The organism is Kluyvera sp. Awk 3 (assembly GCF_028069715.1).
GTDB lineage: Bacteria > Pseudomonadota > Gammaproteobacteria > Enterobacterales > Enterobacteriaceae > Kluyvera > Kluyvera georgiana_A.
In genome coordinates this window covers 1-7,946 of sequence record NZ_JANEWH010000178.1, presented here as the reverse complement: position 1 = coordinate 7,946, position 7,946 = coordinate 1, and the positions used below count along the sequence as shown (strand labels likewise).

Genomic DNA, 7,946 nt, shown 5'->3' with positions numbered 1-7,946 from the left:
ATGTTTCAGTCTGTAAAAAAGGGGCCATCTGGTATTAAGGGGTAGAGTCCCTTTCCCCTCCTGCTAAGCCCATTTTGGCACGCTGCCAAAATCGTCGTAACACCAACAGTATGTTGTAACTAACCAGGAATGTAATAAAGGCGCGAAAACTCGCGCCTTTATTTTTAAATAACGTTAAGCGTTATTTTTTCGCTTTGCGACCATATACTGCCCAGGTCACCACCACACAAACAATATAAAACACAAGGAACACTTTCATTGCGCCAGCCGGTGAGCCGGTTAAATCCAGCGAGGTACCGAACGCTTTCGGAATAAAGAAGCCGCCGATAGCGCCAATCGCCGAGATAAAGCCCAGCGCTGCCGCCGTATCGGTGGCCGCTTCGCGCATCGCTTTCTCGTCGGAACCGCCTTCTGCTTTCACGCGATCCATCGTCAGCTTACGGAAGATCACGGAAATCATCTGGAAGGTGGAACCGCTGCCCAGACCGGCCGTCAGGAACAACGCCAGGAAGACTACGTAGAAGGCGATGAAGTTACCGCCCACGCCGTTGGTTGGCAGGGTCATAAACAGCAGCGCGCTAAATACCGCCATCAGGATAAAGTTAATCAGCGTCACGCGAGTCCCGCCCAGGCGGTCGGAGATAGCCCCGCCCGCAGAACGCGCCAGCGCGCCGATAAACGGCCCGAAGAAGGCGTAGTGCAGAATCTGAATGTCCGGGAACTGGGTTTTCGACAGCATGGCAAAACCGGCGGAGAAACCGATAAACGAACCGAAGGTTGCCAGATACAGCAGGCTCATGATCCACAGGTGACCACGCTTCAGAACCGGCAGCTGCTCTTTCAGCGATGCTTTAGAGGTCGCCAGCTCGTTCATACCAAACCAGGCCGCAAGGGTGAAAATGGCCAGGAACGGCACCCAGATCCATGCAGCGTTCGCCAGGAACAGCTCTGAACCGTCCGGCTGCTGGACGCCCTGGCTACCAAAGGCGGCGAAGATAGACAGCGAAATCGCCAGTGGAGCCACCAGCTGCATGACGCTCACGCCCATGTTACCCAGTCCACCGTTCAGGCCCAGCGCGCCGCCCTGCTTCTGTTTCGGGAAGAAGAAGCTGATGTTAGCCATGCTGGACGCAAAGTTTGCACCGGCAAAGCCGCACAGCAGAGAGATGATGATAAAGATACTAAACGGCGTAGAGGTATCCTGCACCGCAAAACCGAGCCATACGCATGGAATGATTAAGATCCCGGTGCTGAACGCTGTCCAGCGACGGCCGCCAAACATCGGCACCATGAAGGAATACGGCACGCGTAGCAGCGCCCCTGACACAGACGGCAGCGCCGTCAGCATGAACAGTTGGTCGGTCGTAAACTGGAAGCCCACTTTTGGTAAATTGACCGCAACGGCGCTGAACAACATCCATACGCAGAAAGCCAGCAGCAAGCACGGTACTGAAATCCACAGGTTCCGGCTTGCAACGCGATGGCCGCGTTCCTGCCAGAATGCCGGATCTTCCGGACGCCAGTCGGTAATGACAGCGCCGGTTGCCCTTTCCGGGGCAGTGGAGTGACTCATAGACACCTCTGATTATTAATATCAACCTCGCCACATTAGGGTTTACACCACGAGGTAAGTTGATATAAATCAAAGGAAAAGTGGGCTACAGAATGGGCAAAAAAACAGCATCATCCTTAGGGAGTAGTCTTTTTTGTCTAAAAAAACCTGTTTTATCACACGGCTGTTACGTTGCTACCCCTCTCCCCCCGGCACCTTTACTATTATGGAAATAAAGGAGTAACTCCTTAGGGGTATGGGTATACTCCAGGCGATAGTCGAAAATAACGCCACTCGCCGGAGAGCCTTCCGTCAGGAGCTGTAACGCACAATGTTTAGACGCTTTTTTACACCACTCACGTTGGTGAATCAACTGGCCCTCATCGTCCTGCTCTCTACCCTCATCGGGGTGGCCAGCATGATGATTTCCGCACGCCTGGTCAACGGCGTCCAGGGCAGCGCGCACGCCATTAACCAGGCAGGCTCTCTGCGTATGCAGAGCTACCGTCTGCTGGCGGCCATTCCCGTGCAAGAGCACGACCAGCCCTTGTTTGATGAAATGCAAAAAACCGTCTTCAGCCCGGAGCTACAGCTGGCGGCAGAACGTGATGGTCAGGTGGCACAGCTCAAAGCGCTACAGCAGTACTGGCTGAATCATCTGGCGCCCGATATTCGCGGCGCACAAAGCCAGGATGAAGTGAATGCCGATGTCTCGGGCTTCGTCGACCGCATTAATCAGTTAGTCACCGTTTTCGATCACACCACCGAAGAGCGCATCTCTCACGTGGTGTGGATGCACCGCCTGATGGCTTTTTTCATGGCCGTGCTGTTTATTTTCACCGTCTTCTGGCTACGTACACGCCTGCTGCATCCGTGGCGTCAGCTTCTGCGGATGGCGGAAGCCATCAGTCATCGTGATTTTACCTATCGCGCGCAGATCGGCGGACGTAACGAAATGGCAACTCTGGGCATGGCGCTGAACAACATGTCTGCCGAACTGGCCGAAAGCTATGCATCGCTGGAACGCCGGGTGCAGGAAAAAACCGCCGGGCTGGAGCAGAAAAACGCCATTCTCTCCTTCCTGTGGCAGGCTAACCGCCGGCTACACAGCAGCGCACCGCTGTGCGAGCGTATCTCACCGGTATTGAACGGCCTGCAACAGCTGACGCCGCTACGGGAAATTGAAGTGCGGGTCTACGACACTGAAGATGAAGAGAACCACCAGGAATTTAGCTGTCATTCAGGCTGGGAATGCGACGATAAAGGCTGTTACCTGTGTCCACGGGACGTTGATATGTCGGCGACCGAAGGCGCGACGCTCAAATGGCGTCTTACCGACCCGCGCAATCAGTATGGCATTCTGCTGGCCACCCTGCCCCATGGTCGCGAGCTGAGCCACGATCAGCAGCAATTGGTCGACACGCTGCTCGAGCAGTTGACCTCGACGCTGGCGCTGGATAAACAGCTGGAGCGTCAGCAACAGCTCATCGTTATGGAAGAACGCGCCACCATTGCCCGCGAGCTGCACGACTCCATCGCCCAATCGCTCTCATGTATGAAAATGCAGGTCAGCTGTCTGCAAATGATGCAGAACGAACAGTCGTCCGCAGAAAGCCGCGAACTGCTTGGCCAGGTCCGTAACGAGCTAAACACCTCGTGGGCGCAACTGCGCGAGCTGCTGACCACTTTCCGCCTGAAGCTGACCGAGTCGGGTCTGCGCCCGGCACTGGAGTCCAGTTGTCTGGAATACAGCAAACACTTTGGTTTCCCGGTCCAACTGGACTATCAGCTACCGCCGCGCTACGTCCCGTCGCATCAGGCCATTCACGTGCTGCAAATTGCCCGTGAGGCACTCAGCAATGCGCTGAAGCATTCACAGGCCAGCGACGTTAAGGTGACCGTTACCCAACAGGGTAATCAGGTCAAACTGGTGGTGGCGGATAACGGCTGCGGTGTGCCGCTGCACGCTGAACGCAGCAACCATTATGGTCTTATTATTATGCGTGACCGCGCGCAGAGCCTGCGTGGCGATTGCCAGGTTCGTCGCCGTGAAAGCGGCGGTACTGAAGTCGTGGTCTCGTTTATCCCTGAAAAATCGCTTTCAACTTTCCAAGGAGAAATCCATGAGTAATCAGGAACGGGCTACCATCCTGCTAATTGACGATCATCCCATGCTACGTACTGGCGTAAAACAGCTGGTCAGTATGGCATCGGATATACAGGTTGTGGGCGAAGCCAGCAACGGCGAGCAAGGCATTGAACTGGCAGAAGCGCTCGATCCGGATCTGATTTTGCTCGATCTCAATATGCCCGGCATGAACGGTCTGGAAACCCTCGACAAGCTGCGCGAAAAATCACTCTCTGGCCGCGTGGTGGTTTTCAGCGTTTCTAACCATGAAGAAGACGTCGTCACTGCGCTCAAACGCGGTGCCGACGGCTATCTGCTAAAAGATATGGAGCCGGAAGATCTGCTGAAAGCCCTGCAACAGGCCGCCGCGGGCGAAATGGTGCTGAGTGAAGCGTTAACCCCGGTTCTCGCAGCCAGCCTGCGCGCTAACCGTGCGACCTCCGATCGTGATATCAATCAGTTGACGCCACGCGAACGCGATATTCTGAAACTGATCGCTCAAGGCCTGCCGAATAAGATGATCGCTCGTCGCCTGGACATCACCGAAAGCACCGTCAAGGTGCACGTGAAGCATATGTTGAAGAAAATGAAGCTGAAATCGCGCGTTGAAGCCGCGGTCTGGGTGCATCAGGAACGTATTTTCTGACTGCCCGCTCCTTAATTGTCGTGACAGCTCCTGTCACGCACAATTAAGGCGTCATGCCCGACCAGCCATTTTCCATCGGCGCAAAGCTGACGACCGGCTCGGTCAACGCCAGCGTGATCTCATTGGAGGTAACACGCTGCCCCTTCTTATCTTCCACCACCACCGACAGATGCCAGGTATTGCTGGCCCCTTGCGTATAATCCCACGCGGGCATAATGATGCTCCACCCGTCGGTGCTGTTATTCGACGCCGGCGGCGTCAGGCTGAGCGCGGTAGTATCACCTTGCCAGGTCAGCGATTTCACGCCGTACTCGTCGTGTATCTGAAGTTTAAGCTCGACCGTTTCATAGCTGCTCAGGTTCCACGGCGGCGTCGCCAGATAGACCGTCAGACTTTTACGCTGCCGATACTCCATCACCGGCAAACTATTGCGTTCTGGCGCATCATAGCGGCTGCCGCGCAGGGTGCGCGTTTGCGCCACTTCATCAGCCGCTAACTGCTTCTTCAGCGGCACACCGAAGCGGAAATTCACCTTCATGCCAAGATTGTTTTGATTCACCCCGCTCTCTCCCTGCTTGTGCTGAGCGCTAAAGGTGAGAAGTGGAATGGGGGTATAGTTGAGGCCAAGCGAAACCGCGACCGGGTTATGGTACCCCGTACCGCTGCGGAACAGATCGACGCTATCGCCGAAGTACTGCTCCACGCTCAGGCTGGTATTAATGTGGTTCCAGGCGGGGATCCAGGCCTGTGCGGTGACGTCGTAGCCACGCGCCATACGCTGTTGTAGCGTCGTGCCGCTGCTTTCCCAGGCATGAAGCGGATGGTAGTAGTTGGCTGAAAAGCGCAGATTTTCACCCCAGGCCTCCGCGCCAACGCCACCACGGTTGAGATCATCACCCAACAGGCTATCGTAAAAGGTGTTATAGCCCAGCAACCATCGCCCGGCGACCCAACGCTGGCCGACGCCGAGGTTCCCTACCGTTCCTTCGTCCTGTTGGCTTAACCCTATCTGGGTCCAGGTGAGATAGCGGGTGTTGTCCTGTAACGGCACAAACCAACTGCCGTGGCTACCGGTAAACTTACCCTTCTCATCCACCAGCATCTGAAAATCCGTATTGCCCCAGGGCGAAAGCCAGCTACCCAGTTGTTGGTTCACTTCGCTATTCAGCTTCTCCTGCACCTGCGTGAGCGCAAAAAGTCGCGCCTGTTCGCCGGTGTCCAGGCCGTTATCGGTCATGCTGGCTTCGCCAAAAGACTTCACCATTTCGGCAAACTGTTTTTCGCCCTCGCGATTTTCCGGCGCGATGCCGAGATCCGGCAGATTATCGAAAGGATGTTTCGCCTCTTCAACAAAGTTCTGCCGCGCCCGGGCGCAGTTGCTGGCCAACACCAGCACAACGAAAAATGACGAGTAAAAACGCAAAGACAAAACCACAACCTCATAGCCAGCAACGAATGGGGGTCAGATGTCACCCACCCAAACCTGTAGTTTACCCCCATCCCCCTCATTCTTCAGCTTTCACGCCGCATTCCAGGAATAGACTGAATGACGATGAAATCACCGTTTTACACGTTACGCCGGCCAGCAGCACTTGAGAGTTATGGCATACAGAAACCGCAGTTTGTCCTGCTTTTCAGGCATTTCCCTCCTTCGTCGACCGCTGAGCAGCCTTGTTTTTCAATGGCTTCCACGATGCTTTTTTCGCCTGTGTTGAAACAGCTCCACACAATTTTTTCACCACCGTTTCAAGCCCCTGCGGTGTCGGGTGTATCATTTGCACACCCGGTAGAGGGTGATCTCTATCTTCATGAAGTTGATTAAGGAGTTCAGATGCAACGTATTGTCATTATCGCCAACGGAGCTGCCTACGGCAGCGAATCGCTGTTTAACAGCCTGCGCCTTGCCATCGCGCTTCGCGAGCAACAGAGCGACCTTCACCTTCAGCTGTTTTTAATGTCAGACGCCGTCACCGCTGGCCTGCGCGGGCAAAAACCGGCTGAAGGCTACAACATCCAGCAGATGCTGGAGATCCTCACCGCTCAGGGCGTGCCGGTGAAGCTGTGTAAAACCTGCACCGACGGGCGCGGCATGACCACCCTGCCGCTGATCGACGGCGTGGAGATTGGCACCCTGGTTGAGCTGGCACAGTGGACCCTGGCCGCAGATAAAGTATTGACCTTCTGATTTTGCCGCCTTTACCCACTTTGGGAGGATATTGTGTTACCTCTGCCACATTTTGCCTATGAATGTCACGAAGGCTGAAAGGATTCAGGGATTTTGTCATTTTTGTTGAAGCGTTACGGCATTTTTTGATCAAAATCAGCATCAAGGCACGCGGTGTTTGGTGTTATGCGATGAGTGAATTGTGAACAACATCACAGGCAGGATTTGGTCGCAGGGAACGCGTTGACTCATGGCAGCGGGGTATTTTGGTGATGGTAAAGGCAAGTTTGACATTATTTGGCGGGGATACGGTGGTGGTGCGTTGCTCTGAGCGTTGCCACATTCATTTAATGAGCACCCAAAAGAGCGCCAGCAATCATGGCGCCGATATTCTGAGCGTACAAAACGAAGAAAAAGCGTATCTCACTGTGCCCTATAGCGGCACCTGGAATGTACTGATTGATAGCCACAGCCAGTCGCTTGAGCACTCTATCAGCTACGTCGCAGCCTGATAATGTCCCCGGAAGCACGCACTTCCGGGGTTTCGCTTTTCGCGCTTATGCCAGCCCCGGCGGGTTCACGCCACTGACCAGGACACGCACTTTATTAATCAACTCATCTAAACCATCATCCGGCATGCCCAGCTTTTGCAGCTCCTGCTCCAGCGAGAACAGATACTGCGCGTTGGTCCCTAACGGGCCACTGGCACGGGCAATCAGCGGTGCAATCACCTGCACGCTGGTGTCAGACTCATACAGCGGATGACGGGGATCCATAATAAACACCAGCGCATTCACCGTACGCCCATCGTCAAGGCTCAACCGACACCAGGTCGGCAGATAGCAACCGGTAATCATCTCGCGCTTCCACAGCAGCGACAGCTCATTTTCAATTTCGTCATCCGGCAGACGATAGGCCACGCCGGTGGTACGCCCACCCTCTTTCAACGCCAGCATCCGCCCCGGCTGGCAGGCGCTTCCGCGCCCCGCTGTCAGCCGCAAACAAAACGCCCGATGCCAGCCGATGAGGGTGCCGGTGACCGACTCGCTGTAGTTGAGAGCCGGGTTCCACATCAGCGAGCCGTAGCCAAAAATCCAGACCGGACCATTATCCAGACGACAGGCCAGCGTCGCCGCCAGCGATGCCGCACGCTGTTCAGCGGACCAGAGCAGCGATTCCTCTATTGCGCCAAACGCCGTTGTACAATCCGCCTTCATCAAGAAATCACGCGTTAACACTTTAAACCTCCACCACCACTTCTCTTCCCTGCAACACATGCGCCCTCAAGGGAACGAATGGCGACCTCCGGAGCTGTCGTTGACGAAATATTATCCAGCTTTATGACCCGGGATGCAATTTGTCTCCCGGGGCGTTCGGGCTATTACGAGGATTTCGCCGATGGTAAAAATAGGGAAATCCGTGCATCAATATGCTGTTATTTAATAGATATTTGACC

8 protein-coding genes are annotated in these 7,946 nt (G+C 55.0%); 5 read left to right on the top strand and 3 right to left on the bottom strand.

Going from position 1 to position 7,946, the window contains the following annotated elements; all coding sequences use genetic code 11:
- Positions 1 to 181: 181 nt before the first annotated feature.
- Positions 182 to 1,573 (bottom strand): NarK family nitrate/nitrite MFS transporter, encoded by a 1,392-nt coding sequence (locus NNN71_RS22490; RefSeq protein ID WP_163448665.1) that lies wholly within the window; start codon positions 1,571 to 1,573, stop codon positions 182 to 184.
- A 310-nt stretch (positions 1,574 to 1,883) separates the two neighbouring features.
- Between NNN71_RS22490 and narX the strand changes: the two genes are divergently transcribed.
- Both narX and narL read left to right on the top strand, forming a co-directional pair.
- Positions 1,884 to 3,683: a nitrate/nitrite two-component system sensor histidine kinase NarX gene (gene narX / locus NNN71_RS22485; RefSeq protein WP_167575714.1), complete on the top strand. Its 1,800-nt coding sequence runs from the start codon at positions 1,884 to 1,886 to the stop codon at positions 3,681 to 3,683.
- Positions 3,676 to 4,326, top strand: a complete 651-nt coding sequence (gene narL / locus NNN71_RS22480; RefSeq protein WP_065356687.1) for a two-component system response regulator NarL — start codon at positions 3,676 to 3,678, stop codon at positions 4,324 to 4,326. The genes narX and narL overlap by 8 nt, the downstream gene beginning before the upstream one ends.
- 43 nt (positions 4,327 to 4,369) lie before the next feature.
- Here the strand turns inward: narL and NNN71_RS22475 are convergent, their stop codons facing one another.
- Positions 4,370 to 5,761, bottom strand: coding sequence for a YchO/YchP family invasin (locus NNN71_RS22475; RefSeq protein WP_271459371.1), 1,392 nt, complete (start codon positions 5,759 to 5,761; stop codon positions 4,370 to 4,372).
- A gap of 111 nt (positions 5,762 to 5,872) precedes the next feature.
- On the opposite strand from NNN71_RS22475, the gene NNN71_RS22470 reads away from it, so the two are divergent.
- From NNN71_RS22470 to NNN71_RS22460, 3 genes are all read left to right on the top strand, one after another.
- On the top strand, positions 5,873 to 6,148 hold the full coding sequence (locus NNN71_RS22470) for a hypothetical protein (protein ID WP_223802716.1): 276 nt from the start codon (positions 5,873 to 5,875) through the stop codon (positions 6,146 to 6,148).
- 9 nt (positions 6,149 to 6,157) lie between these two features.
- A complete protein-coding gene (locus NNN71_RS22465) occupies positions 6,158 to 6,511 on the top strand; it encodes a DsrE/DsrF/TusD sulfur relay family protein (protein ID WP_065356693.1) in 354 nt (117 codons plus the stop codon).
- A 245-nt stretch (positions 6,512 to 6,756) separates the two neighbouring features.
- Entirely contained in the window at positions 6,757 to 7,002 is a 246-nt protein-coding gene (locus NNN71_RS22460; RefSeq protein WP_064544976.1) for a DUF1883 domain-containing protein, read from the top strand.
- Between the two features lie 45 nt (positions 7,003 to 7,047).
- On the opposite strand, the gene NNN71_RS22455 is transcribed toward NNN71_RS22460, so the two are convergent.
- Positions 7,048 to 7,728, bottom strand: coding sequence for a gamma-glutamylcyclotransferase (locus tag NNN71_RS22455; protein ID WP_271459370.1), 681 nt, complete (start codon positions 7,726 to 7,728; stop codon positions 7,048 to 7,050).
- Positions 7,729 to 7,946: the final 218 nt, after the last annotated feature.